The 24512-nt window shown below is 74.6% G+C and carries 21 protein-coding genes; 14 read left to right on the top strand and 7 right to left on the bottom strand.

Translation table 11 applies throughout. The features are described 5' to 3' along the window. Positions 1-111: 111 nt before the first annotated feature. From FHR77_RS09820 to FHR77_RS09795, 6 genes are all read left to right on the top strand, one after another. Positions 112-1833 carry a long-chain-fatty-acid--CoA ligase gene (locus FHR77_RS09820; protein WP_167259955.1) on the top strand — a complete coding sequence of 574 codons (1722 nt, stop codon included), beginning with the start codon at positions 112-114 and terminating at the stop codon, positions 1831-1833. Between the two features lie 90 nt (positions 1834-1923). Further along, complete coding sequence (locus FHR77_RS09815) at positions 1924-2952, top strand: DMT family transporter (RefSeq protein WP_167259954.1); 1029 nt, start codon at positions 1924-1926, stop codon at positions 2950-2952. A gap of 13 nt (positions 2953-2965) precedes the next feature. Next, on the top strand, positions 2966-4498 hold the full coding sequence (locus FHR77_RS09810; protein WP_167261293.1) for an MmgE/PrpD family protein: 1533 nt from the start codon (positions 2966-2968) through the stop codon (positions 4496-4498). After that, on the top strand, positions 4498-5400 hold the full coding sequence (gene prpB / locus FHR77_RS09805) for a methylisocitrate lyase (protein WP_167259952.1): 903 nt from the start codon (positions 4498-4500) through the stop codon (positions 5398-5400). The genes FHR77_RS09810 and prpB overlap by 1 nt, the downstream gene beginning before the upstream one ends. Before the next feature lie 100 nt (positions 5401-5500). After that, on the top strand, positions 5501-6691 hold the full coding sequence (locus tag FHR77_RS09800; protein WP_167259950.1) for a bifunctional 2-methylcitrate synthase/citrate synthase: 1191 nt from the start codon (positions 5501-5503) through the stop codon (positions 6689-6691). A gap of 197 nt (positions 6692-6888) precedes the next feature. Beyond that, on the top strand, positions 6889-8934 hold the full coding sequence (locus FHR77_RS09795; protein WP_167259948.1) for a thioredoxin domain-containing protein: 2046 nt from the start codon (positions 6889-6891) through the stop codon (positions 8932-8934). Between the two features lie 270 nt (positions 8935-9204). Here FHR77_RS09795 and FHR77_RS09790 read toward each other — a convergent pair whose 3' ends face one another. The 5 genes from FHR77_RS09790 to FHR77_RS16615 form a co-directional block, all read right to left on the bottom strand. Next, positions 9205-10080, bottom strand: coding sequence for a sulfurtransferase (locus FHR77_RS09790; RefSeq protein ID WP_167259946.1), 876 nt, complete (start codon positions 10078-10080; stop codon positions 9205-9207). A gap of 154 nt (positions 10081-10234) precedes the next feature. Further along, positions 10235-11188: a manganese catalase family protein gene (locus tag FHR77_RS09785; protein ID WP_167259944.1), complete on the bottom strand. Its 954-nt coding sequence runs from the start codon at positions 11186-11188 to the stop codon at positions 10235-10237. 160 nt (positions 11189-11348) lie between these two features. Next, on the bottom strand, positions 11349-11912 hold the full coding sequence (locus FHR77_RS09780) for a CoA-binding protein (RefSeq protein WP_167259942.1): 564 nt from the start codon (positions 11910-11912) through the stop codon (positions 11349-11351). After that, positions 11909-13207: an O-acetylhomoserine aminocarboxypropyltransferase/cysteine synthase family protein gene (locus tag FHR77_RS09775; protein ID WP_167259940.1), complete on the bottom strand. Its 1299-nt coding sequence runs from the start codon at positions 13205-13207 to the stop codon at positions 11909-11911. Before FHR77_RS09775 ends, FHR77_RS09780 begins: the two co-directional genes overlap by 4 nt. 97 nt (positions 13208-13304) lie before the next feature. Further along, complete coding sequence (locus tag FHR77_RS16615; RefSeq protein WP_167259937.1) at positions 13305-14498, bottom strand: glycosyltransferase; 1194 nt, start codon at positions 14496-14498, stop codon at positions 13305-13307. Between the two features lie 64 nt (positions 14499-14562). On the opposite strand from FHR77_RS16615, the gene FHR77_RS09765 reads away from it, so the two are divergent. Genes FHR77_RS09765 through FHR77_RS09755 form a run of 3 tightly spaced genes read left to right on the top strand, consistent with a single transcriptional unit; the run spans position 14563 to position 17379 of the window. Next, positions 14563-15546, top strand: a complete 984-nt coding sequence (locus FHR77_RS09765; RefSeq protein ID WP_167259935.1) for an NAD-dependent epimerase/dehydratase family protein — start codon at positions 14563-14565, stop codon at positions 15544-15546. 4 nt (positions 15547-15550) lie between these two features. Further along, positions 15551-16450, top strand: coding sequence for an MBL fold metallo-hydrolase (locus FHR77_RS09760; protein ID WP_167259933.1), 900 nt, complete (start codon positions 15551-15553; stop codon positions 16448-16450). Next, complete coding sequence (locus tag FHR77_RS09755) at positions 16447-17379, top strand: 3-oxoacyl-ACP synthase III family protein (RefSeq protein WP_167259931.1); 933 nt, start codon at positions 16447-16449, stop codon at positions 17377-17379. Before FHR77_RS09760 ends, FHR77_RS09755 begins: the two co-directional genes overlap by 4 nt. Positions 17380-17418: 39 nt before the next feature. Here FHR77_RS09755 and FHR77_RS09750 read toward each other — a convergent pair whose 3' ends face one another. Together FHR77_RS09750 and FHR77_RS09745 are read right to left on the bottom strand one after the other, a co-directional pair. Beyond that, positions 17419-17787 carry a hypothetical protein gene (locus FHR77_RS09750; RefSeq protein WP_167259929.1) on the bottom strand — a complete coding sequence of 123 codons (369 nt, stop codon included), beginning with the start codon at positions 17785-17787 and terminating at the stop codon, positions 17419-17421. Continuing rightward, positions 17778-19481, bottom strand: a complete 1704-nt coding sequence (locus FHR77_RS09745; protein WP_167259927.1) for a dolichyl-phosphate-mannose--protein mannosyltransferase — start codon at positions 19479-19481, stop codon at positions 17778-17780. The genes FHR77_RS09750 and FHR77_RS09745 overlap by 10 nt, the downstream gene beginning before the upstream one ends. A gap of 57 nt (positions 19482-19538) precedes the next feature. Between FHR77_RS09745 and rsmI the strand changes: the two genes are divergently transcribed. The 5 genes from rsmI to FHR77_RS09720 all read left to right on the top strand — a co-directional run bounded on the left by rsmI (position 19539) and on the right by FHR77_RS09720 (position 24504). Next, positions 19539-20369 carry a 16S rRNA (cytidine(1402)-2'-O)-methyltransferase gene (gene rsmI / locus FHR77_RS09740; RefSeq protein WP_167259925.1) on the top strand — a complete coding sequence of 277 codons (831 nt, stop codon included), beginning with the start codon at positions 19539-19541 and terminating at the stop codon, positions 20367-20369. Positions 20370-20434: 65 nt separating this feature from the next. Continuing rightward, entirely contained in the window at positions 20435-22003 is a 1569-nt protein-coding gene (gene metG / locus FHR77_RS09735; RefSeq protein ID WP_167259923.1) for a methionine--tRNA ligase, read from the top strand. Further along, complete coding sequence (locus FHR77_RS09730; RefSeq protein WP_167259921.1) at positions 22000-22950, top strand: TatD family hydrolase; 951 nt, start codon at positions 22000-22002, stop codon at positions 22948-22950. The genes metG and FHR77_RS09730 overlap by 4 nt, the downstream gene beginning before the upstream one ends. Beyond that, positions 22950-23837 (top strand): 16S rRNA (adenine(1518)-N(6)/adenine(1519)-N(6))-dimethyltransferase RsmA, encoded by an 888-nt coding sequence (rsmA, locus tag FHR77_RS09725; protein ID WP_167259919.1) that lies wholly within the window; start codon positions 22950-22952, stop codon positions 23835-23837. The genes FHR77_RS09730 and rsmA overlap by 1 nt, the downstream gene beginning before the upstream one ends. Before the next feature lie 4 nt (positions 23838-23841). Further along, the gene (locus tag FHR77_RS09720) at positions 23842-24504 is read left to right on the top strand and encodes a DUF4287 domain-containing protein (protein WP_208380781.1); all 663 of its coding nucleotides are present in this window, start codon (positions 23842-23844) and stop codon (positions 24502-24504) included. The last annotated feature ends 8 nt before the right edge of the window (positions 24505-24512 follow it).

Below are 24512 nucleotides of genomic sequence, written 5' to 3'. Positions count from 1 at the left end.
GCGAGCCTCACCTGAGGCACCTCGCCGACCACCTGGCACTCGCCCCTGCGGTGGACGGATGCAGACGTATGATCCGAGGAACTCGCACGTCAACGGAGACGGAGACCACCCATGACCAGCACCACGGAGACCCCGGCCAGCACCGGCACCGGCACCGGCACCAGCACCAGCACCAGCCCGAGCCCGAGCCCGAGCCCCGGCTCCGGCACCGGGACCCGCCCCGGCCCCGGCGCCCCGGGCGACCGGAGCACCGCACCCACCCGCGCCACCGCCTCCGTCGCCGCTGTCCTCGCCGAGTCGGCGCGGCGGTTCCCCGACGACGTCGCCGTCATCGTCGGCGACCAGCGGACCACCTACGCCGAGCTGTGGGCGCAGACCCTCGCCTACGCCGGCGCGCTCCGCGCCAAGGGCGTCACCGAGGGCTCCCGCGTCGCGATGCTCGTGCCCAACGTCGCCGACTTCCCCCGCGTCTACTACGCGACCCTCGCCCTCGGCGCCGTCGCGGTGCCCGTCCACGCGCTGCTCAAGCAGCACGAGATCGAGTACGTGCTGCGCGACAGCGGGGCGACGATGCTCGTCTGCGCCGCACCGCTGCTCGCCGAGGGCGCCGCCGGCGCCGCGCTCGCCGGGGTCGACGTCGTGACCGTGCTGGCGCCTCCCTCGTCCGTCGACCCGCACGGCACCGGGCACGACCGCCTCGAGGCGCTCGCCGAGGCGAGCGAGCCGCTCGACACCTACGTGCCCCGCGACCCGTTCGACACCGCCACGATCCTGTACACGAGCGGCACGACGGGCCAGCCCAAGGGGGCCGAGGGCTCGCACTTCGCCCTGCTCGAGCAGGTGAACACCAACCTCATGACGACCTTCGACATGACCCGCGGCGACGTGCTGCTCGGGGCGCTGCCGCTCTTCCACACCTTCGGGCAGACCTGCACGATGAACACCGGCTTCCGGGCCGGCGCCACGATCGTCATGCTGCCGAAGTTCGACGGCGACGGCGCGCTCGCGGCCATGGTCGAGCACGGCTGCGAGATCTTCATGGGCGTCCCGACGATGTACATGGCGCTGCTCGACGCCGCGACGCGCACCGAGGCACGACCGGCGCTCCGGTACGCGATCTCGGGCGGCGCCTCCCTGCCGCTCGCCGTCCTCGAGCGCTTCCAGGCCGTCTTCGACGCTCCGATCCACGAGGGCTACGGCCTCACCGAGACCTCCCCGGTCGCCACCTTCAACCACGTCGGCCGCCCGCCGCGGCCCGGCACGATCGGCACGCCGATCTGGGGCGTCGACGTCGAGATCGCCGACCCGGGCTCCGCCGACGCGATCGTCCTGCTGCCGCACGGCGAGATCGGCGAGCTCGTGATCCGCGGCCACAACCTGATGAACGGGTACCTGAACCGCCCCGACGACACGGCCGCGGCCATCGTCGACGGCTGGTTCCGCACCGGCGACCTCGGCACGAAGGACGACGACGGCTACCTCACGATCGTCGACCGCACGAAGGACATGATCATCCGCAACGGCTACAACGTGTACCCGCGGCAGGTCGAGGAGGTGCTCGCCACCCACCCCGACGTCGCCATGGCGGCCGTGTTCGGCGTGCCCCACGCGGTGCACGGGCAGGAGATCGAGGCGGCGGTCGTGCTCCGCCCCGGCGCCACGGCCACCCCCGAGCAGCTGATCGCCCACGTCTCCGACGAGATCGCCGCGTACAAGTTCCCGCGGGTCGTCCACGTGCTCGACGCCCTGCCGATCGGCCCCAGCGGCAAGGTGCTGAAGCGCGCCCTCGTCGACCGGTTCAGCGCGGGGGAGGAGCCGACCCCCGCCTCCTGACGGCCGCGCCCCCGCCGTCCGGGGGCGGCGCTCCGCACGCCCCTGCGCCACGGCGTCACGGGCAGACCCGCGCGGTGCCCGCGCCCTACGATGACGACGGTGATCGCCATCGTCCTCGCCGCCCTGCTCTGGGGCACGACCGGCACGGCCGCGAGCCTCGTCGGCGGGACGGTCAGCCCGCTGGCGACGGGGGCCGCCACCATGACGGTCGGCGGCATCCTGCTGGCCCTCACGGCCCCGCGCCTCGCCGCGGCGGTGCTCCGAGGAGGCGCGGGCAGCTGGCGCTGGATCGCCCCCGGAGCCGTCGGGGTCGCCGTCTACCCCCTCGCCTTCTACAGCTCGATGTCGCTCGCCGGCGTCGCCGTCGGCAACGTCGTCTCGCTCGGCACGGCGCCCCTGTTCGCCGCGCTGCTCGAGCGGCTGCTCGACCCGCCCGCCCGGCGCCGCCCCCTCGAGCGGCGCTGGCTCGCCTCCGCCGGGGCCGCCGTCGTGGGCGTGGCGCTCCTCGCGAGCGTCGGCCACGCCGGGCCGCCGACCGACGTTGCGGTCGTCGCCGGGGCGGGGCCCGACCCCCGCGAGGCCCTCGCCCCGGGCGCCGGCCTCGTGGGCGGCGTCGCCCTCGGCCTGCTCGCGGGCCTCGCCTACGCGGCCTACACCTACACCGCCGGCCGGCTCATCCAGCAGGGGCACCCGTCGCGGGGCGCCATGGCCGCCCAGTTCGGCGTCGGGGCCGCGCTGCTGGTGCCGGTGCTGCTCGCGACGGGCGGGTCGATCGTGCAGTCGGCGACGTCGGTCGGCGTGCACGCGTACCTCGCCCTGGGCCCGATGTTCATCGCGTACCTGCTCTTCGGCCGGGGGCTCCGCACGGTGTCGAGCTCCCGCGCGACCACCGTCACGCTGCTCGAGCCCGTCGTCGCCACCCTGCTCGCGGTCGTCGTCGTGGGCGAGCGCCTGACGCCGCTCGGCTGGCTGGGCCTCGCGCTCGTGCTCGTCGGCGTCGTGGCGGTCGTCACGGGGCCGCGGGCGGGGAGGACCGCGCCCGGAGCCCCGCCCGCGCCTCCCGCGACCCCGCCCGCGCCTCCCGCGACCCCTCGACAGGCCCCGGTGCCCGACGCCTAGAGTGAGCGTCGTGATGCTCAACGACGTGCACGTCCACCGGTCCGACGACCCGCTCGCGCGGCGCGACGAGCTGGCCCACCGCCTCGCCGCGGTCGCGGTCGACCCGGTCGCCGTCGACGACGACGTCGCCGAGATGGTCGTCAACCGCGTGATCGACAACGCGGCCGTCGCCGCCGCGAGCCTGCACCGCGCACCCGTCGTCGCCGCCCGGGCCCAGGCCGCGGCGCGGCTGCAGCACCGGTCGGCCCGCCACGACGGCGCGACCGTCGTCGGCCTCGACCCCGACCGGCGGGTCCAGCCCGAGTGGGCCGCCTGGGCGAACGGCGTGGCCGTGCGCGAGCTCGACTTCCACGACACCTTCCTCGCCGCCGAGTACTCGCACCCCGGCGACAACGTGCCGCCCGTGCTCGCCGTCGCCCAGCACGTCGGCGCCACGGGCGAGCAGCTGCTCCGCGGCCTGGTGGCCGGCTACGAGCTGCAGATCGACCTGACCCGCGCGATCAGCCTGCACGCCCACAAGATCGACCACGTCGCCCACCTCGGCCCGAGCGCGGCCGGCGGCATCGGAGCCCTGCTCGGCCTCGACGTCGAGACCACCGCCCAGGCCATCGCCCAGGCGCTGCACACGACGACCGCGACGCGGCAGTCGCGCAAGGGCCTCATCTCGACCTGGAAGGCCTACGCCCCGGCCTTCGCGGGCAAGCAGGCGGTCGAGGCGATCGACCGCGCGCTCCGCGGCCAGACGAGCCCCAGCCCGATCTGGGAGGGCGAGGACGGCGTGATCGCGCGCCTCCTCGACGGCCCCGACGCCCGGTACAGCGTGCCGCTGCCGGCCCCGGGCGAGTCGAAGCGGGCCATCCTCGACAGCTACACGAAGGAGCACAGCGCCGAGTACCAGGCGCAGGCCTGGATCGACCTCGCCCGCCGTCTCGGCCGTGAGCGGCCCGAGCTGCGCGACCCCGCGGCCGTCCGGCGCATCGTGCTGCACACGAGCCACCACACGCACGTCGTCATCGGCTCGGGCGCGGGCGACCCGCAGAAGTACGACCCGCGGGCCAGCCGCGAGACGCTCGACCACTCCATCCCCTACATCGTCGCCGTCGCCCTGCAGGACGGCGCGTGGCACCACGAGCGCAGCTACGCGCCCGAGCGCGCGCAGCGCCCCGACACCGTGGAGCTGTGGAGTCGCATCAGCACCGCCGAGGACGCCGAGTGGACGAGGCGGTACCACTCCGTCGACCCCGCCGAGAAGGCGTTCGGCGGGCGCATCGAGGTCGAGTTCGTCGACGGGTCGAGCCTCGTCGACGAGATCGCCGTGGCCGACGCGCACCCGCTCGGCGCGCGGCCGTTCGCCCGGGCCGACTACGTGCGCAAGTTCCGCACGCTCGCCGAGGGGGTGCTCGCCGACGAGGAGGTCGAGCGGTTCCTGGAGCTGGCCCCGCGACTCCGGAGCCTGCGCCCCGACGAGCTCGCCGGGCTCACCGTGACGCCGCCGGAGGGCAGCCTGCGCGAGGTCGACGCCGCGTCGCCCGAGGGGCTGTTCTGATGCTGTACTCGACGCTGGCCCCGGCCGAGAAGCGGCGGCTGTTCTGTGAGCGGCTGCGCGGCACCGACGACGTGCTGCGGCTGCCCGGGGCGTTCAACCCCCTCAGCGCGCGCCTGATCGAGCGCAAGGGCTTCGAGGGCGTCTACGTCTCGGGCGCGGTCGTCGCCGCCGACCTCGGCCTGCCCGACATCGGCCTCACCACCCTCACCGAGGTCGCCCAGCGGGCCGGCCAGATCGCGCGCATGACCGACCTGCCGACGCTCGTCGACGCCGACACGGGCTTCGGCGAGCCCATGAACGCGGCGCGCACCGTGCAGACCCTGGAGGACGCGGGAGTCGCGGGCATGCACGTCGAGGACCAGGTGAACCCCAAGCGGTGCGGCCACCTCGACGGCAAGCAGGTCGTCGACCTCGACACGGCCGTGAAGCGTGTGCGGGCGGCCGTCGAGGGGCGCCGCGACCCCGACTTCCTGGTCATGGCGCGCACCGACGTCCGGGCGCTCGAGGGGCTCGACGTCGCCGTCGACCGGGTGCGCGCCCTCGTCGACGCGGGGGCCGACGCGGTCTTCCCCGAGGCGCTCACCGGGCTCGCCGAGTTCGAGGCCGTGGCCTCCGCGGTCGACGTGCCCGTGCTCGCCAACATGACCGAGTTCGGCAAGGGGCGGCTGCACACCGTCGACGAGCTGCGCGACGCCGGGGTGCGGATCGTCATCTGGCCCGTGAGCCTGCTGCGCCTCGCGATGGGCGAGGCCTCCCGCGGCCTGGACGAGCTGGCCGAGAGGGGCACCCAGGCGCGCCTCCTCGACCGAATGCAGCACCGCGCCGACCTCTACGACCTGATCGACTACGAGGGCTACTCGGCCTTCGACGGCGACGTGTTCGACTTCACCGTCGAGCGCTGAGCACCCGGCGCCGCCTGCGCCGCCGCACCGCACCACCCGCACCACCGCACCGCCCGCCGGCACCGTCGCCGGCACCGCCTCACCTCACGAAGGAGTGACCATGAGCGACACCCTCACCGCCCCCGCGGCGGCGTCCGCCCCCGAGCTGCACAAGGGCCTCGCCGGGGTGGTGGTCGACCGGACGGCCGTGTCGTCCGTCGACCCGACGAGCGGGTCGCTGCTCTACCGCGGCTACCCCGTGCAGGAGCTCGCCGCCCGCTGCGACGTTGAGGACGTCGCCCACCTCCTGCTGCACGGCGAGCTGCCGACGCCGGAGCAGCGCGTCGCCTTCGACGCCGAGCTCCGGGCCGCGCGGCCGCTCGCGCCCGGCCTGCAGCACGTCATCGACCTCATCCCCACCTCGGCCCACCCGATGGACGTCGTCCGCACCGCGATCAGCGCCCTGGGCGCCGCCGAGCCCGAGCCGAGCACCGCCCCCGGCGTGCACGACCCGGCCGCCGCGCGGCGCCTCGCGACGAGGGTCTTCGCGGCGCTGCCCGGCGTCATCGCCTACGACCAGCGGCGCCGCCACGACCTGCCGTCGGTGCCCCCGCGCGACGACCTCGGCTGGTCGGCGGACCTCCTGCACCGCGTCTTCGGCCGGGAGGCCGACGAGCTCGACGTGCGGGCCCTCGACACGTCGATGGTGCTCTACGCCGAGCACTCGTTCAACGCGTCGACCTTCACCGCCCGCGTGGTGGCCTCGACGCTCTCCGACCTGCACTCCGCGCTCGTCGCGGCGGTCGGGGCGCTCAAGGGCCCCCTGCACGGCGGGGCGAACGAGGCCGCCCTCGAGCTGCTCGAACGGGTCGCCGACGACGGCGGGGCCGACGGCGCCCTCGCCTGGCTCGACGCCGCGCTCGCCCGCCGGGAGAAGATCATGGGCTTCGGGCACCGCGTCTACAAGGACGGCGACAGCCGCGTGCCGACCATGGAGGAGGCGCTGGCCGGCCTCGTCGACCGTGCCCGCGCCTCCGGCGACACCCGGGTCGACGAGCTCGCCGCGGTGTACGACGCGCTGGCCGCGGGCGTGCTCGACCGCAAGGGGCTGAAGCCGAACGTCGACTGGCCGTCGGGCTTCGCGTACCACCTGATGGGCTTCGAGACCCCGGTCTTCACGCCGCTGTTCGTCGCGGCCCGGGTGCTCGGCTGGAGCGCCCACGTGCTCGAGCAGCGGGAGGCGAACTCGCTGATCCGCCCGCTGTCGCACTACGACGGGCCCGCGCAGCGAGCCGTGCCGGCGCGCGCCTGACGGCCCCGCCGGCGCGCCGCGCCTGCCCGCCCCGCCGGCCCCACCTCGCCGGCCCGCCTCGCCTGCCGGCCCACGTCACGCCATGAACCGCGTTCCGTGCGATGAACCGCGATGTAGCGCGGTTCATCGCACGGAACGCAGTTCCCCGAGGCGGCCGCGGCGGGACGCCCCGCCCGCACGCGCCTAGCGTGGGGCGCATGACGAACCGACTCGCCGACGCCGTCAGCCCGTACCTGCGCTCGCACGCCGACAACCCCGTCGACTGGTGGCCCTGGGGCCAGGAGGCCTTCGACGAGGCCGCCCGCCGCGACGTGCCCGTGCTCGTCTCGATCGGCTACGCGACCTGCCACTGGTGCCACGTGATGGCCCGCGAGAGCTTCAGCGACCCCGAGCTCGCCGGGCACCTCAACGAGCGCTTCGTCGCCGTCAAGGTCGACCGCGAGGAGCACCCCGACGTCGACTCGAGCTACCTCGCCGCCGCCTCGGCCTTCACCGAGCAGCTCGGCTGGCCCCTCACCGTCTTCGCGACGCCCGAGGGGCAGACGTTCTTCGCGGGCACCTACTTCCCGCCGCAGCCGGTGCAGGGGCACCCGGCCTTCCGCCAGGTGCTCGACGCCGTCACCGAGGCCTGGACGACCCGTCGGGGCGAGGTGGACGCGACCGCCCGCGGCGTGGCGGCGGCCCTCGCGGCGCAGCCCGCGCCTCCGGCGGAGCACGCGCCGCTGCCGTCGACCGAGGCGCTCCGGCACGCGGCCGCCCGCGTCGGCGCGGCGGAGGACGTCGAGCACGGCGGCTTCGGCGGCGCGCCGAAGTTCCCGGTCGCGCCGGCGCAGCTGGCCCTGCTCGGCCTCGGCGCCGGGGGAGACCGGGCCGCCCTGGCGCTCGCCTCGCGCACCCTCCGGGCGATGGCCGCGTCGCCGCTCCGCGACCCCGTCGAGGGCGGGTTCTTCCGCTACTCGACCCGGCGCGACTGGCACGATCCGCACTACGAACGCATGCTCTACGACAACGCGCTGCTGCTGACGGCGTACTCGCGCCTGGCCCTGCTCGAGCCGGGCCTGGTCGGGGAGCCCGCGTCGTCGTCGTCGTCGGAGCAGCCCGCGGGAGGCGCGGCCGCCGCCGCCCGCACCGCTCCCGACCCGCTGTCGGTCGCCTCGGGCATCGCCGACGTGCTGCTCGGCCGGCTGCGCACCCCGCGCGGGGCGTTCGCCTCCGCCCAGGACTCCGAGAGCACGATCGACGGCCGCCGCGTGGAGGGCGGCTGGTACGCCCTCGACGCCGACGAGCGGGCCCGGCACGAGCCTCCGCCCGTCGACGAGAAGGTGCTGACCGGGTGGAACGGGCTCGCCATCGCCGCCCTGGCCGAGGCCGGCGCGCGGCACGACCGGCCCGAGTGGGTCGCGGCGGCCCGGGCGGCGGCCGACCTGCTGCTCGACGAGCACGTGACCCGCGACGGGCGGCTGCTCCGCGCCTCCACCGCGTCCGGCGTCTCGACGGCCGTCGCGACGCTCGAGGACCACGGCATGTTCGCCGAGGGGCTGCTGCAGCTGACGCTCGCGACCGGCCTGCCGCGCTACGCGGTCGCGGCCCGCGAGCTGCTCGAGCGCACCCTCGTCGACGACCCCGCCGCCGCGGTGCCGTTCGCCGCGCCCGAGGGTGCCGACCCGGTGCTGCGCGGCCACGGCACGGCGCTGGCGGCCGACCCCTCCGAGGGCGCCTACCCCTCGGGGCTCAGCGCCACGGCGACCGCCGCCCTCACCCTGCACCGCATGACGGGGGAGGCGCGGTGGCGGTCCGCCGCAGAGCGCGCCGTCGCCCCCGGCTCGGCCCGGGCCCTCGACGCCCCCGTCGCGTTCGGCACGACGTTCGCCCTGCTCGCCGAGCTCGCCGCGCCGTCGACGCAGCTGGTCGTCGTCGAGCCCGCCGTCGTGGCGGGCGCGGACGCGGCGTCCGACGCTGCAGCTGGCGCTGCGGCTGGCGCTGCGGCTGTCGAGGGCCCGACGACGCTGGTGCCGGCGTTCGACCTCGGGGCGCGGGCGCGGCGCACGCTCGGCCCCGGCGTGCTCGTCGGCGTCGTCGGGGAGGACGCCGCCGAGGCCCTCGCCGACGCCGGCTTCGAGCTGTTCGCCGGTCGTCGGGCGGTGCGCGGCCACGTGACCGCGTACCTCTGCCACGACTTCGTCTGCCGCCTGCCCGTCACGGGCATCGAGGAGCTCGACCGGGAGCTCGCCGAGCAGCTCTAGGCCGGCGGCGCCGAGTGGTCACGATCGGCTCCTCCCGGGTTGGGGAGTGACAGTTCGTGACCCTTCGCCGGTCCGACCCGGGGAGGCGGGGGCTGGGTGGTCACGATCGGCTCCTCCCGGGTTGGGGAGTGACAGTTCGTGACCCTTCGCCGGTCCGACCCGGGGAGGCGGGGGCTGGGTGGTCACGATCGGCTCGTCCCGCGCGCGGGAACGACAGTTCGTGACCACTCGGCGGTCCGACGCGCGGAGGCGGTCGGGTGAGGCCCCCGCTCAGGCGGCGAGCGTCGTGAGCGGGGCGTCGCCGTCGGCGGCCCACTCGGTGAGCGACCCGTCGTACAGCGCCACGTTCCGCTCGCCGACGAGGGTGAGCGCCAGCGCGTCGGCGCTGGCCGCGATGCCCTGGCCGCAGTAGACGACGACGCGGTCGGCCCCGAGCGCGGGGGCGAGCAGGGCACGGAGCTGCGCGGGGCTGGCGAAGCGCCGGTCGTCGGCGACGAGCTCGTCGGCGGGCGCGTTCACGCTGCCGGGGATGTGGCCGAGCCGAGGGCGACGGCCTTCCTGCCCGGCGAACTCGGCGCGGGGAGAGCCGCAGACGAGGGCGGCCTGCTCGTCGCCGCGCACGACGGCCTCGACGTAGGCCTTGTCGACCCAGAGCTCGGGGCGCTCGTCGGCGAGGAAGAGAGCGGGCTGCGGCTCGACGTGGCCGACGTCGATGGGGCGCTGCTCGCGCTGCCACGTCGTGAAGCCGCCGTCGAGCACGGCGACGTCGTCGTAGCCGAAGGCGCGGAACAGCCACCACAGGCGCGCGGCCCAGAGGCCGACCGACGAGTCGTAGACCACGACGGTGGTCTCGTTCGTGATGCCGAGCGCGCCCACCGCCGCCTCGAAGCGCTCGGCGTCGGGGCGGGTGAAGGGCAGGGCGGCCCGGTGGTCGCTGAGCTCGCTGACGAGGTCACCGAAGACGGCCCCGGGCACGTGGCCGTCGACGAGGTACTGCTCGTGCCCGGTGACGAAGCGGCCGCTGGGCCGCCCGTCGGGGCCGGCGACGGAGACGACCGACGCGTCGACGACCACCATCTCGTCGGCCCCGATGTGGTCGGCGAGCCACTGGCTCGAGACGAGGGGGGATGTCAGCACGGGAGGCATGCGGGCCACGGTACTGCCGACCCCTGTCATCGACCAGGGCACGCCTTCACGGCGCGTCACGTTCGCACCCGGGCCGACCCGCGCCTCCCGCGACTCCCGCCGGCGGAGCGACCGGGCCGACCCGCGAGTCCCGCAGGTCGGCCCGGGCGAGCGACTACTTCCCGGTCGGGCCGTAGAAGCTCTCGATGTCCTGCAGCTCGAGCTCGGCGGTGGCCTGGATCAGCTCGAGCAGGTCGGCGTCGAGGCCGGGGGCGAACTCCTCGAGGCGCTCGGGCGAGATCGTCGATGGGGCGCCGACGGGGGCCTGCTCGGTGGCGGTGAGGTCGGTTCCGTCGTTCGAGGGCGACGGGCCGCGGAAGATCTTGCTCGCCTCTGACTTGCCGTCGAGGTCGAAGCTGTACTGCTTGCTCTGCAGCCCGAGGTCGAGCAGCTTCTTCACCTCGGGGAACTGCTCGGCGTTGGTCTTCGGCACGGGCAGCAGCTTGTTCCACATCACGCCGAGCGACTCGAGGGCCTTCGCGTAGGCGTTCTCGTGCGCCTGGTCGCGGACGATCAGGTACGCGAGGGTGCCGCGGGCGACCGCGTTGTCGGTCATCTCGTAGATGCGGCACTTCTGCAGGCGGCCGGTCGACTCGAGCATGAGGTTGTAGAGCAGGTCGAGGGGCAGGTTGCCGCTGTTGTAGACGTAGCTGCCGCTCCAGGGGTTGCCGACCGAGTCGACGGGCAGGGCGCCCTGGGCCCCGACGAGGTAGTGGTGGATGTTGCCCGTGTCGAGCGCGATGTTCAGCGGGGTCGCGCCACCGGCACCGGGGGTGTCGAGCGGGTCGGTGAGCTTCCCGGTGTACTCGGGGCTGCCGTCGAGCAGGCGCGAGATGGTCGTGCCGATCAGCTCGACGTGGCTGATCTCCTCGGTGCCGACGCCCTGGATGAGGTCGCGGTACGGCTTGGCCGCGGGCCCGCGGAAGTTCATCGCCTGGAAGAGGTACTGCATCATCGTGCGCATCTCGCCGAACTGGCCGCCGAGGCCCTCCTGCAGCGCGTTGGCGGCGGCGGGGTCGGGCTCGCCGTCGGCGATCTCGTTGATCCAGGTCTGTGCGTGGAAGTACATGGGGCCTCCGTCGGTCCTGTGTCGGCGACGTCGTGCCGCCTCCCTCAGGCTGCGCCCCGGACGGGGGGTGCGGGCGGCCCCGCCGGTCATTGCCAGAGACGGCGTACCCCGTCGGTCCCCCTCCCGCAGCGGGTCAAGGCCTGGGCCTGGGCCCGGCCGGTCAGCGCGACCGACGCGACGAGATGACGCCCGTGTCGAAGCCCATGAGGTTGAGACCGCCGTTGAAGCGGGCGTGCTCGACCTTGATGCAGCGGTCCATGACGACGGTGAGGCCCTTCTCCTCGCCGTACCGCGCGGCCTCCTCGTCGTAGATCCCCAGCTGCACCCAGATCGTGCGGGCGCCGCTCGCGACGACGTCGTCGACGACGGACGGGATGTCGCTCGCCTTGCGGAAGACGTCGACGATGTCGGGCACCTCGGGCAGCGACGCCAGGTCGGGGTACGCCTTCTCGCCGAGGATCGTGTCGGCGTTCGGGTTGACGAAGTACACCCGCAGGTCGCTCGACTGCTGCAGGTACGTGCCGACGAAGTAGGAGGAGCGGGTGGCGTTCGGCGACGCGCCCACGATCGCGACGGACTTCGCCTCGCGGAGGATCGCCTGGCGCTCCTTCGCGGTCGGCCCGACCCAGGTGCGCTGCGACGTCAGCAGCTTGGCGAGCGGCGAGCTCGACGGCAGCTCACAGGTGAGCCCGTTGGTCAGCTGCGTGGTGACGGTGTCGGTCATGACCGGTCTCCCTCGCTGGCTGCGGTCAGCGCCTGGTCGAGGTCGTCGATGATGTCGGCGGGGTCCTCGATGCCGACGCTGATGCGCACCGAGCCGGGCAGCACGCCCGCGTCGACGAGCTGCTGCTCGCTGAGCTGCGCGTGGGTGGTCGACCCGGGATGGATCACGAGCGTCTTCGCGTCGCCGATGTTGGCGAGGTGGCTGGCCAGCTCGACCGACTCGATGAAGGTCTTGCCGGCGGCGCGACCGCCCGCGAGCTCGAACGTGAAGACCGAGCCGGGCCCCTCGGGCAGGTACTTCGCCGCCCGCTCGTGGTGCGGGTGCTCGGGCAGGCCGGCCCAGCGCACCCGCTCGATGCGCGGGTCGGCGTCGAGCCACTCGGCGACCTGGCGGGCGTTGTCGACGTGGGCGCGCATCCGGTACGGCAGGGTCTCGACGCCCTGGGCGAGGAGGAACGCCGAGTGCGGGGCGAGCGCCGGGCCGATGTCGCGGAGCTGCTCGGCACGGAGGCGCGTGAGGAAGGCGTACTCGCCGAAGTTGCCCGACCAGTTCAGCCCGCCGTAGCTCGCCACCGGCTGGTCGAAGAGCGGGAACCTCTCACTGTCCCACGCGAAGCGTCCCGACTCGACGACGACGCCGCCGAGGGTGGTGCCGTGCCCGCCGAGGAACTTCGTGGCCGAGTGGATCACCACGTCGGCGCCCCACTCGATCGGGCGGTTCAGGTACGGGGTCGCGATGGTCGAGTCGACGATGAGGGGGATTCCCGCGGCGTGCGCGACCTCGGCGAGGCCCTCGAGGTCGGCGATCTCGCCGGACGGGTTGGCGACGGTCTCGACGAAGAGCAGCTTCGTCGCCGGCGTGATCGCGGCGGCGTAGTCGGCCGGCTCGCTCGACTGCACGAACGTCGTCTCGACGCCGAACCGGCGAAGGGTGACGTCGAGCTGCGTGATCGACCCGCCGTAGAGGTTCGCGCTCGCGACGATGTGGTCGCCGGCGCCCGCCAGGCTCGCGAAGGTGATGAACTGCGCGCTCAGCCCGCTCGAGGTGGCGACGGCCCCGAGGCCGCCCTCCAGGCTGGCGATGCGCTCCTCGAAGGAGGCGGTGGTCGGGTTCGCGAGGCGGCTGTAGATGTTGCCGTACTTCTGCAGGGCGAACCGGGCCGCGGCGTCGTCGGTGTCGTCGAAGACGAACGCGCTCGACTGGTAGATGGGGAGGGCGCGGGCGCCCGTCGCCGCGTCGGGGATGTTGCCCGCGTGGATAGCCCGCGTGCGGAAGCCGTACTCACGATCTGCCATGGGCCCACGCTAGCCGCTGCCCCTGACGGCCCCGGCTGGGAGGTCACAGAACTTCACAGTCGACCCGCGCCTCCGGCGGGTGGGGAGGGAGCGGTGCTCAGCGCCCGCGCGTCACCGACCGGTAGACCTCGAGCAGCGGCTCGGCCGACAGCCGGACGACCGACCCCGAGCGCAGCAGCGCCTCGCTCGCCGTGGTCAGGAGCGCCGGCTCCCGCCGCAGCCGCTCGACGGCGGCGACGAGCCCCGCCGCGTCGGGCGTCGGCGTGAGGAAGCCGCCGCCGTCGGGCACGACCTCGGCGAGGTCGGGGTCGCAGTGGACGACCGGCAGCCCGGTCGCGGCCGCCTCGAGCACGACCATGGGCTGGTTGTCGAAGTCCCACGAGCTCGAGACCAGGGCGTGCGCCGACCGCATCGCCGTGAGCACCTCGCCGTGCGGCACCGCCCCGTGGAACGTCACCCGCCCGGCTCGTCGCTCGAGCGAGCGCCGTGCGCCGCCGTCGCCGTAGACGTCGACCGACACCCGGTCGCCGAACGACCGCGCGGCCTCGACGAGCACGCCGGGCCGCTTCTCCGGCGACAGCCGCCCCACCCAGACCAGGCGCAGCGGCTCGTCGGCGCCGAGCACCCGGGGAGTCGCGGTGCCGGCCGCCGCGGCCACCGACTCCTCGAGGCCGTTCGTGAGCACCGTCATCGGGGTGACGACCCCCTGGTCGGCGAGCTTCCGGGCGAAGTGGGCCGAGGGCACGACGACGTGGTCGCTCGCCCGCGACTGCGCGAGCATCAGCCGCCACATGCGCCGGGCCGTCGCCGTGGCCGTGTAGCGCGTGCCGCCCGCGACGCGGAGGCCGGCGTGGCTGACCTGGCGGGCGTGCAGCCCCGCCAGGAGCAGCGTCGTCACGGCGGGCAGCGGCAGCACCGAGGCGGTGTAGACGTCGACGCGGCCGTGCATGGTGTGGACGACGGGCAGGCCCAGCTCGTGGGCCGCGCGGACGCCGCCGAGGGCCGCGAACATCTCCGAGTGCGTGTGCACGACGTCGACGCCGCGCCGCGCGAACTCCTCGGCGAGGGCCGCCGCGACCCGGCGGGGCGGCCAGGCGAACGGGTAGCCGTCGGGGCGGAACGCCCCCGCGACGGGCAGGGCCACGACGCCCTCCTCGGACGGGCCGGCGAGCGGGCAGAACACGGTGGCCTCGTGCCCGGCGGCCCGGAGCGACTCCGCGAGCGCGCGCACCGCGGTCTGGACGCCGCCGAGGGTCGGGGCGTAGTAGTCCGTGACGAGGGCGATGTGCACGGCACGATCCTAGGGAGGCGCGGGCGTCCCCGGGCGGGCCGACCGTCGCCCCTAGGATCGCGGCATGGGGGAGACGACGCCGGGGGGCACGGCGCTGGTGACCGGCGCGAGCGGGTTCCTGGGCGCGCACGTGGTGCGCGACCTCCGCGCCCACGGCTGGCGGGTCGTCGCCGCGGGGCGCCGCGCCGAGGCCCTGCCGGCCGACGGCCCGACCTTCGTCGGCGACCTCGACGACCTCGGCCGCTCCGACGTGCCGGCCGACCTCGTCGTCCACTGCGCCGCCCTCTCGTCGCCGTGGGGCCGCTGGTCCGAGTTCGAGCACGCCAACGTGACGGGCACCGCCCGGGTGCTCGAGCACGCCCGGCGCGTCGGGGCGCGGCGGCTCGTGCACGTGTCGTCGCCGGGCATCTACGCGGCGCCCCGTGACCGCGTCGGCATCCGTGAGGACGAGGTCGACGGGCGCCGCCCCATGAACCACTACATCCGGTCGAAGCTGCAGGCCGAGGCCCTCCTGCAGGAGGCGGTGGGCGCGGCGGGCGGGCCGGAGATCGTCGTCCTCCGCCCGCGGGGCATCGTCGGCCCCGGCGACCCGAGCCTCGTGCCGCGCCTGCTCCGCGTGCACGCGCGCGTCGGTGTGCCGCTGCTGCGCGGCGGACGCGGGCTCGTCGACCTCACCTCGGTCGAGAACGTCGCGCTCGCCGTGCGGCTCGCGGCGACGGCGCCCGCCTCGGCGGTCGACGGCGAGGCCTTCAACGTCACCAACGGCGACCCCCGCCCCTTCGGCGACCTGCTCGAGCAGCTGCTGACCGGCCTGGGGCTGCCGCTCCGGCCACGGCCCGTGCCGGCCCGGGCGGCCTACGCGCTCGCGGGCGTGCTCGAGGCGGTCTGCGGCGTGCTCCCCGGCCGCCCCGAGCCCCCGATGACCCGCTACACGATCACGACCATCGCGCACTCGCAGACCCTCGACATCTCGAAGGCCCGTGAGCTGCTCGGCTACGAGCCGGTCACCTCGCTCGACGAGAGCCTCGCGGGGTACGCGCGTGCCTGAGGCCGTGACGGAACCGGAAGAGGCGCCGCCGGTGCCGTCGCCGGGGCCGTCGCGCCTCGAGTGCTTCCGCTGCGGCGACACGTCGCACGACCTGGCCCAGCTGCTGCGGGGGCACCGGCGCGAGCGGCGGGTGTTCCCGTCCGGGGCCTTCCTCTGGGCCTCCGGTGACCGGCGGGTCCTCTTCGACACCGGCTACGCCCCGCTGCCCTGGCGAGCCGGCCCGGCCGCGTGGGCCTACCGTCGTCTGCTCCCGCCCCGCGTCCCCGCCGGGGCCACCATCGGCGAGCAGGTCGACCCCGCCGCGGTCACGCACGTCGTGCTCTCGCACCTCCACCCCGACCACCTCGGCGGGCTGGCCGCCTTCCCGCACGCGACCGTCGTGCTGAGCGAGGGGCTCCGGCGCACGCTCGCGGGGCCGCGGCTGCGCGACGGGGTGCTCCGGGGGCTGCTGCCGCCCTGGTGGCCGGACGCGCGCCTCCTCGTGGTCGGCGCCCCGGGCTCGCCCGCCGAGGCCTCCTTTTCGCCGGGCCCGCACGGGCTGCGCACCGTCGACCTCTTCGGCGACGGCGCCTACCGGCTGGTCGACCTGCCGGGGCACGCCCGCGGGCACCTCGGCGCCCTGGTGGAGGGGCGGGTGCTCCTGGCCGGCGACGCCGCCTGGGGTCGCGACCTGCTGGGCCAGGAGCGCCGGATGCGCCGCCTGCCCCGGGCCGTCAGCCACGACGCCGAGGCGCAGGCCGAGACGGCCGGGCAGCTGCTGGCCGTGGAGCGCGCCGGGGTGCGCCTCCTCTTCAGCCACGACGTGCACGCGACCGGCGTCGACCTGCTGGCCGACGCGTCGGGCACGTCGCCCGCCGACGCGGCGCACGACGACGACCACGACGACGACGGGACGACACGATGAGGACACTGAAGATCGCCGGCTGGGGCACCTGGCTGCCCGAGCGCGTCGTGCGGTTCGGCGACCAGACGCGCCACCGCGTCGACGACGACGTCTCGCAGCTCGACATGCTCGCCGCGGCCTCGGAGCGGGCGCTCGCCCGGGCCGGCGTCGCGCCCGACGAGCTCGACGGCGTCATCGCGGCGGTCGCCGCCGGGGTCCAGCCGATCCCGTGCACGGCCGCGCTCGTCATGGAGCGCGTCGCGCCGGGCGCCCGGGCCGCCGCCTTCGACGTCGGCTCCACCTGCACGAGCTTCATCACCGCGCTCGACGTCGCCTCCCGCTACTTGGCCGACGGCGACCTCGAGCGGGTGCTCGTGGTGTCGGGCGACGTGGCGACGAGGTTCCTCGACCCCGACCAGCGCGAGAGCCACGAGCTCTTCTCCGACGCGGCCGCGGCCGTGGTGCTGACCCGCGGCGACGACCCGGGGCAGGGGGTGGTAGCGAGCCTGCAGCAGACCTGGCCCGAGCACGCCCACGACACCGAGCTGCGCGGCGGCCTCTCGCGCTACCCGGCGCGCGGCTACGCCGACGGCGACCCCGCCGACCACCTCTTCGACATGGACGGTCGTCGGGCACTCCGCGGCATGCTCGACGTGCTGCCCGGCTTCTTCGACCGCTTCTGGCAGCGCTCAGGGCTCACCCCGGCCGACGTCGACCTCGTCGTGCCCCACCAGGCCAGCCGGGCCCTCGGCCTCGCGATGCGGCGGCTCGGCCTCCCGCCGGGCTCCTACGTCGACGCGGTCGCGGAGTACGGCAACATGGTCAGCGCGTCCGTGCCCTACACGCTGGCGCGGTGCCTCGACGACGGCCGCCTCGGCCGGGGCGACACGGTCCTGCTCTGCGGCACGGCCGCGGGCCTGACGGCCAACGCCCTCGCCCTGCGGTTGTAGGAGGCGCCTCCCCGGCCCAGGGGCTCACCGGCGACGGGGTCAGAACGGGTTCGTGAACCCGTCGACGACGGCCTCGATCACCTCGCCCAGGACCTGCTTGACCCGGTGGGCGGCCTTGACGTGCCAGGGCGCCGAGCTCTCGAGGGTCCGCGCCGACGCGCGGCGGAGGACTCGGCGCGGGACCCTGCGGCGACACGGCTCGGCGTCGGCGTCGGCGCCCTGCGCCGCGCACTCGAGGCAGCGCGTGATCCCCGGCTCGTGCGACCCGGGGTGTCCCGTCCAGGCGTGGCCGCAGGCGTCGCAGCGGGCAGCGGCCAGGCGACGGCGGGCGGCCCGGCCGGAGGGGCTCGGCCCGGCCGGGGACTTCGACCAGGTCTCGGGGGCGGGGGAGGTGCCTCCTACTTCCACGACGGGATCCAGTAGTGCAGGCGGATCCACTCCCAGTCCATCTGCTGGGCCGTCCACATGGGGTACCACCAGACGGACACAGCGACGGCGAGCACGAGGAAGCCCGCCGTGATCGAGAGGCCCCGGCGGCGTCGGTCGAGGTCGTCGGTGCGACGCCCCAGCAGCAGCCCGATCACCGCGGCGAGGCCGAGCAGGAGGTAGGGCTCGAAGGCGATCGTGTAGAACTGGAACACCGTGCGGCCGGAGAACGCGAGCCACGGCAGGTAGCCCGCGGCGATGCCGACGAGGATCGCCCCGTGCCGCCACTCGCGGTGCCGCACCACCCGATAGAGCAGGTAGAGGCAGGCCGCGACCGCGGCGTACCAGATCAGCGGGTTCGCGATCGAGGTGATCGCCTCGCCGCAGCGGGCGACGTCGCAGCCGGCCTGCCCGAGGTCGGTGCCCTGGTAGTACATGCTCGTCGGCCGGAGCATCAGCAGCCAGGTGAACGGGTTCGCCTGGTAGTCGTGCGGTGTCTGCAGCCCGACGTTGAAGGCGTACACGCCGGCCTCGTAGTGCCAGAAGTTCTGCACGACGTCCGGCACCCAGGCCAGTGCGCCCGTCCAGCGCTCGCCGGTCTCCTGCACCCAGTCGCGGTAGTACCCGCCGCCGGTGACGAACCAGCCCGTCCAGCTCACCAGGTACGCCACGACGGCGATCGGCACCGTGAGGAGGAAGCTCACCGGCGCCTGCTTGAAGAGGGTGCCCGACAGCCAGAACTCGACGCCTGCCCGGCGACGGGCCAGCACGTCGACGACGACGGTGTAGACGGCGAACACGGCCAGGAAGTAGAGGCCGTTCCACTTGACGGCCGTCGCGAGGCCGCACAGCAGCCCCGCGGTGACGAGCCAGGGGCGCGACCACAGGGCGGGGCCCCAGGCGGTGTCCCGACCGGCACCGCGCCTCCTCGCCAGCCAGGCCTCGAGACGGCCGGCGCTCTGCCGCCGGTCGAGCAGGACGGCCCCGAACGCCAGCAGGCCGAAGAGCATGACGAAGTTGTCGAGCAGCGAGACCCGCGACATGACGATCGCGTGGCCGTCGATCGCCATCAGGAAGCCGGCGATCGTGCCGACGAGCGTCGAGCGCAGCAGCACCGTGCCGATGACGGCGACGAGGGCCACCGCGAGCACGCCCGCGATCGCCGTGCTGAGCCGCCAGCCGGCCGGGTCGCCCGGGCCGAGGGCGGCCATGCCGAGCGAGATGAGCCACTTGCCGAGCGGGGGGTGCGCGACGAAGGAGGGGCTGGTCAGGAACCCGTCGGCGCCGCCCGCCGCGAACGAGGCGTCGTAGTCGGTCGGCCACGAGCCCTCGTAGCCGAGCTCGTGGAGGGTCCAGGCGTCCTTGACGTAGTAGGTCTCGTCGAAGACGAGCGTGCCGGGCACCCCGAGGTGCCAGAGCCGCAGCAGGGCCGCGAGCACGGTGACGCCGATCGGGCCGCCCCAGCGCCAGGCGGTGCGTCGGCCGGGGGTCGAGAGCAGCCGGCCCCACCAGGCGTCGACGCGGGTGAGGCGCGGGGCGTGCGCCGGCGGCGGGGCGGTCTCGCCGGCCTCGCCCAGGCTCGGGGTCGAGCCCTGTGCGAGACCGTCAGGGCCGCGGGGAGGCACGCCCTCGGCCTCGAGGAGCGCGTCGAACTCGCGCTCGCCCGGGGTCGTCATCGGGCCATCGTATTCGGCGCGTCGCCCGGCTCCGTCGCACCGGGGGAGAATGACCGGGTGATCGTTCTCGCCGCGACCCCCATCGGCAACCTCGGCGACGCCTCGACGCGTCTCGTCGAGGCCCTCCGCAACGCCGAGGTGATCGCCGCGGAGGACACCCGCACGGCCATCCACCTGATGCGCGCCCTCGGCGTCGAGAACCGCCCGCGGCTCATCGCCCTGCACGAGCACAACGAGCGCGAGAAGGCGGGCGAGCTCGTCGAGCTGGCCCGCGCCTCCGACGTCCTCGTCCTGACCGACGCCGGGATGCCCGCCATCAGCGACCCCGGCTTCCCCCTCGTCGAGGCCGCCGCCGCGGCCGGTGTCACGGTCACTGCGCTGCCCGGCCCCTCGGCGGTGCTGATGGCGCTGGCCGTCTCGGGCCTGCCGACCGACCGCTTCAGCTTCGAGGGCTTCCTGCCGCGCAAGCAGGGCGACCGGCTGCGGGTGCTCGGCGCCCTCGTCGACGAGCGCCGCACGATGGTGTTCTTCGAGTCGCCCCACCGTCTCGCCGACTCGCTCGGCGACGTCGCGACCGCCCTCGGCGCCGACCGCCGCGTCGTCGTCTGCCGCGAGCTGACGAAGATGCACGAGGAGGTGCGGCGCGGGTCGGCCGCCGACCTCGCCGCCTGGGCGGCCGACGGCGTGCGCGGCGAGATCTGCGTCGTGGTCGAGGGCGCCCCCGAGCGCGAGTTCGACCTCGCCGCCGGGCTCGCGCAGGTGCAGGCGCTCGTCGCCGACGGTGCCCGCCTCAAGGAGGCCTCCGCCGACGTGGCCGCCGCCACCGGCCTCTCCCGCCGAGACCTCTACCAGGCCGCCCTCGCCGCCCGGGCCCCCGGCCCCTCCTGAGGAGGCCCCCGGGGGGAGGCGCGGGCCGCGTCACGGGCGCGGTGGCCGCACCTAAGATGGTGGCCATGCCCGCCGGCGACTCCTTCTTCATCGCAACGCCCATCTTCTACGTCAACGACGTGCCGCACATCGGCCACGCCTACACCGAGGTCGCGGCCGACGTGCTCGCGCGCTGGCACCGCCAGCGCGGCGACGACACGTGGCTGCTGACAGGCACCGACGAGCACGGCCAGAAGATCCTGCGCACCGCGACCAGCCACGACGTCACCCCGCAGCAGTGGGCCGACAAGCTCGTCACCGAGTCCTGGAAGCCGCTGCTCGAGACGGTCGACATCAGCAACGACGACTTCATCCGCACCACCGACGAGCGCCACGAGGCCGGCGTGCAGAAGTTCCTGCAGAAGCTGTACGACGACGGCTTCATCTACCAGGGCGAGTTCGAGGGCTCGTACTGCGTCGGCTGCGAGGAGTACAAGCAGCCCGGCGACCTCGTCGAGGGCACCGGCCCCTTCGAGGGCGAGCAGGTCTGCGCGATCCACTCGAAGCCCGTCGAGCTGCTGAAGGAGAACAACTACTTCTTCCGCATGAGCGACTTCGAGCAGCGCCTGCTCGACCTCTACGAGCAGCAGCCCGACTTCGTGCAGCCCGAGACCGTGCGCAACGAGATCGTGCAGTTCGTGCGGCAGGGCCTCCGCGACCTCTCCATCTCGCGCCAGAGCTTCGACTGGGGCGTCAAGGTCCCGTGGGACGAGGAGCACGTCGTCTACGTCTGGTTCGACGCCCTCCTCAACTACGTCACGGCCATCGGCTACGGCGTCGACGACGAGCAGTTCCATCGACGCTGGCCGGCCGTGCAGCTCGTCGGCAAGGACATCGCCCGGTTCCACGCCGTCATCTGGCCCGCCATGCTCATGGCCGCGGGCCTCCCGGTGCCGAAGGCGGTCTTCGGCCACGGCTGGCTGCTCGTCGGCGGCGAGAAGATGTCGAAGTCGAAGCTGACCGGCATCGCCCCGCAGCAGATCACCGACGTCTTCGGCGCCGACGCGTTCCGCTACTACTTCATGCGCGCCATCACGTTCGGCCAGGACGGCAACTTCAGCTGGGAGGACATCGCGGCCCGCTACCAGGCCGAGCTCGCGAACGGCTTCGGCAACCTGGCCTCCCGCGTCGTCGCGATGATCACCCGCTACTTCGACGGGGTCGTCCCCGTCGCCGGCGAGCTGACCGACGCCGACCTCGCGATCCGCGAGACCGAGCTGCGCGTGACGGCCGCGGCCGACGCCGCGATCGAGCGCTTCGCGATCAACGAGGCGCTGGCGTCGATCTGGGAGCTCGTCGACGCTCTCAACGGCTACATCACCGAGCAGGAGCCCTGGGCCCTCGCCAAGCACGACGACCAGCGCGAGCGCCTCGCGACGGTGCTGAGCACCGCCCTCCGCGGCCTCGGCACCCTCACCGTGCTGCTCTCGCCCTTCATCCCGACCGCGACGCACACGCTGTGGGAGTCCATCGGCCAGGGCACGCTGACCAGCCAGCCCGTCGACCGGGCCGCCGAGTGGTCGAGCGCGCCGGCTGTCGTGCCGCTGGCTGCCGGGCTCTTCCCGCGCATCGAGCAGCCGGAGCCGGCCGCGTGAGCGACGCCGACCGCGACGCGGCCGCCCCGGGGGGCGACGCTCCCGCGCACGTCCGCCACCGCGCCTCCACCGAGTCCGGCGGGCAGACGCGCGACCTGACGTACCCGCCGAGCCCGCAGGCCCTCGTCGTGCCCGTGTACGACAACCACACGCACCTCGAGATCGCCGACGGCGAGAACTCCCTCGACTACCGCGAGCACCTCGACCGGGCGTCGAGCGTCGGCGTCCGCGGCGTCGTGCAGGTCGGCACCGACCTAGAGACGTCGCGCTGGTCGGCCGCGATCGCCGCCCGCGAGCCGCGGGTGCTCGCCGCCGTCGCGCTGCACCCCAACGAGGCGCCCGCCCTCGCCGCCCGCGGCGAGCTGGCCGACGCCCTCGCCGAGATCGACGAGCTCGCCTCGCGACCCCGCGTGCGGGCGATCGGCGAGACCGGGCTCGACTTCTTCCGCACCGGCGAGGAGGGCCGCGACGCGCAGATCGAGTCGTTCGTCGCCCACGTCGAGATCGCGAAGAAGCACGGCCTGGCCCTGCAGATCCACGACCGCGACGCGCACGACGAGGTCGTCGACCTGCTGCTCGAGGTCGGCGCCCCCGACAAGACGGTCTTCCACTGCTTCAGCGGCGGCCCCGAGCTCGCGAGCATCCTCGCCGAGAACGGCTGGTACGCCTCGTTCGCGGGCACCGTCACGTTCAAGAACGCGCAGCCCCTCCGCGACGCGCTCGTGCAGCTGCCCCGCAGCCTCGTCATGGTCGAGACCGACGCCCCGTACCTCACGCCGACTCCCTTCCGCGGCCGGCCGAACGCGCCGTACCTCATCCCGCACACGCTGCGGTCGATGGCCGAGACGATCGGCACCGACGTCTCGATGCTCGCCGCCCAGATCTCGTCGAACACCGAGCTGGTCTACGGCTCGTGGACGGACGAGCCCGTGACGGTCGAGGGCTGATGTCGCGCTCGACCCTGCTGGGCCCCGCCGAGATCCGCGACCTCGCCGACCTGCTCGGCATCCAGCCGACGAAGAAGCTCGGCCAGAACTTCGTCCACGACGCCAACACGGTGCGGCGCATCGTCGCGGCCTCCGGCGTCTCGGCCGGCATGTCGGTCGTCGAGATCGGCCCGGGCCTCGGCTCGCTCACCCTCGGCCTGCTCGAGGCCGGGGCCGACGTCGTCGCCGTCGAGATCGACAAGCGCCTCGCCGAGCAGCTGCCGAAGACCGTCCAGCTGCTGCAGCCGGCCGCCGACCTGCGGGTGATCGTCGACGACGCGATGCGGGTCGTCGCGCTGCCCTCCGAGCCGTCGCACCTCGTCGCGAACCTGCCCTACAACATCAGCGTGCCCGTGCTGCTGCACTTCCTCGAGCACTTCCCGTCGCTCGAGCGCGGGCTCGTCATGGTCCAGGCCGAGGTCGGCCTGCGCCTCGCGGCCGAGCCCGGCTCGAAGATCTACGGCGCCCCGAGCATCAAGGCGGCCTGGTACGGCGAGTTCTCGACGGCGGGCCAGGTCAGCCGCCAGGTGTTCTGGCCCGTGCCGAACGTCGACAGCATCCTCGTCGCGTTCGACCGGCGCGAGCCCCGCGGCACCGAGCAGGAGCGCCTCGCCGTCTTCGAGCTGGTCGACGGCGCCTTCCAGCAGCGACGCAAGATGCTCCGCCAGTCGCTCTCGGGCGTCTTCGGGTCGTCGTCGGCCGCCTCCGAGGCGCTGGTCGCCGCCGGGCTCGAGCCGACCGAGCGCGGCGAGCAGCTGACCGTCGACGACTTCCTCCGCATCGTGCGCGCGAGCGGCCGTGGGGGAGGCGCCGCCCCGGTCGCCGAGGGCGCTCCCGAGGCAGACTGAGCCCGTGAGCACCCACGACGACCCCTCGACGCCGCGTCGTCGCGCGTCGTCGGGTCGCCGGTCCGCCGACGGCGCGACCGCTGCCGCCGCAGCCTCAGCCGCCGCGGGAGGCGTGCCCCCGCGCGGCGTCAGCGGCCACGAGCAGACGATGAGCGACGCCCGGCTCGGTGCCGGCACCGGCCGCAGCGCCGAGCAGTGGTTCGCCCTCCTCGACGCGGCGGGCTCCGCGACGCGGTCGCACACGCAGATCGCGCGCTGGCTGGTCGACGAGCACGAGGTGCCGGGCTGGTGGGCCCAGAGCATCACGGTGCGGTACGAGCAGGCCAGGGGGATGCGCCTCCCCGGTCAGCAGGCCGACGGCACGTTCTCGGTGTCGGTCAGCCGCAGCCTGCGGGGCGGTCAGCTCGAGCTGCTCGACCTCGCGGTCGAGCGCTTCGCCGCCTTCGCGGGCGGCCCGCCCGACTCGACGAGCCGGTCGGCGAAGCACCCCACGGCGCGCTGGCGGCTGCCGAGCGACGAGTCGCTGCTGCTCACCGTGGCTCCGCCGGTGGGCGGCAAGTGCTCCGTCAGCCTGACCCTCAGCAGGCTCCGCCTGCCCGAGCGGGTCGAACCCGTCAAGCAGGAGCTCACGAGGGCCTTCCGCGTCGTGAGCGACCGGCAGAACTGACTAGGTTG

This window comes from Frigoribacterium endophyticum, assembly GCF_011759585.1.
Lineage (GTDB): Bacteria > Actinomycetota > Actinomycetes > Actinomycetales > Microbacteriaceae > Frigoribacterium > Frigoribacterium endophyticum.
The sequence above is the reverse complement of the archived record's forward strand: the minus strand, read 5'-3'. Positions and strand labels throughout refer to the sequence as shown.

Excerpts from the sequence above, each read along its gene's own strand:
- FHR77_RS09820 (WP_167259955.1), top strand. The coding sequence starts at position 112 with ATGACCAGCACCACGGAGACCCCGGCCAGCACCGGCACCGGCACCGGC.
- FHR77_RS09815 (WP_167259954.1), top strand. The coding sequence starts at position 1,924 with ATGACGACGGTGATCGCCATCGTCCTCGCCGCCCTGCTCTGGGGCACG.
- FHR77_RS09810 (WP_167261293.1), top strand. The coding sequence starts at position 2,966 with ATGCTCAACGACGTGCACGTCCACCGGTCCGACGACCCGCTCGCGCGG.
- prpB (WP_167259952.1), top strand. The coding sequence starts at position 4,498 with ATGCTGTACTCGACGCTGGCCCCGGCCGAGAAGCGGCGGCTGTTCTGT.
- FHR77_RS09800 (WP_167259950.1), top strand. The coding sequence starts at position 5,501 with ATGAGCGACACCCTCACCGCCCCCGCGGCGGCGTCCGCCCCCGAGCTG.
- FHR77_RS09795 (WP_167259948.1), top strand. The coding sequence starts at position 6,889 with ATGACGAACCGACTCGCCGACGCCGTCAGCCCGTACCTGCGCTCGCAC.
- FHR77_RS09790 (WP_167259946.1), bottom strand. The coding sequence starts at position 10,080 with ATGCCTCCCGTGCTGACATCCCCCCTCGTCTCGAGCCAGTGGCTCGCC.
- FHR77_RS09785 (WP_167259944.1), bottom strand. The coding sequence starts at position 11,188 with ATGTACTTCCACGCACAGACCTGGATCAACGAGATCGCCGACGGCGAG.
- FHR77_RS09780 (WP_167259942.1), bottom strand. The coding sequence starts at position 11,912 with ATGACCGACACCGTCACCACGCAGCTGACCAACGGGCTCACCTGTGAG.
- FHR77_RS09775 (WP_167259940.1), bottom strand. The coding sequence starts at position 13,207 with ATGGCAGATCGTGAGTACGGCTTCCGCACGCGGGCTATCCACGCGGGC.
- FHR77_RS09765 (WP_167259935.1), top strand. The coding sequence starts at position 14,563 with ATGGGGGAGACGACGCCGGGGGGCACGGCGCTGGTGACCGGCGCGAGC.
- FHR77_RS09755 (WP_167259931.1), top strand. The coding sequence starts at position 16,447 with ATGAGGACACTGAAGATCGCCGGCTGGGGCACCTGGCTGCCCGAGCGC.
- FHR77_RS09745 (WP_167259927.1), bottom strand. The coding sequence starts at position 19,481 with ATGACGACCCCGGGCGAGCGCGAGTTCGACGCGCTCCTCGAGGCCGAG.
- metG (WP_167259923.1), top strand. The coding sequence starts at position 20,435 with ATGCCCGCCGGCGACTCCTTCTTCATCGCAACGCCCATCTTCTACGTC.
- rsmA (WP_167259919.1), top strand. The coding sequence starts at position 22,950 with ATGTCGCGCTCGACCCTGCTGGGCCCCGCCGAGATCCGCGACCTCGCC.